1 pseudogene is annotated in these 249 nt (G+C 64.3%); it reads right to left on the bottom strand.

The annotated features are described in order from the left end of the window. Nucleotides 1-249, bottom strand: a pseudogene (locus SB786_RS37140) (2-oxo-hepta-3-ene-1,7-dioic acid hydratase); the annotation flags it as partial.

Raw genomic sequence — 249 nt, 5'->3', positions numbered from 1 at the left:
CGGGCCTTGCAGCGGACGGCTCAGCACGAACGCGAGTTCCACCTCCACGCGTGGCGCGCTAAAACGATCTGCGCGAATATCGGCGCCTTGCGCGATGAACATGCTGTCGAGCAGCGGCGCGTAATCGGGTTCGTCGATCTGCGAGGCACGCTGCATCGCGCGCGACGTCAGGCCGATCTTGCGACCTTTGATGACGTGTCCCGCCGCGAGTTTGAGCTTGACCCACTCGCGCTGGATCGCATAGCCGTC

Origin of the sequence: Burkholderia sp. SIMBA_062 (assembly GCF_046534765.1) — a bacterium.
Classification (GTDB): domain Bacteria; phylum Pseudomonadota; class Gammaproteobacteria; order Burkholderiales; family Burkholderiaceae; genus Burkholderia; species Burkholderia ambifaria.
The sequence above is the reverse complement of the archived record's forward strand: the minus strand, read 5'-3'. Positions and strand labels throughout refer to the sequence as shown.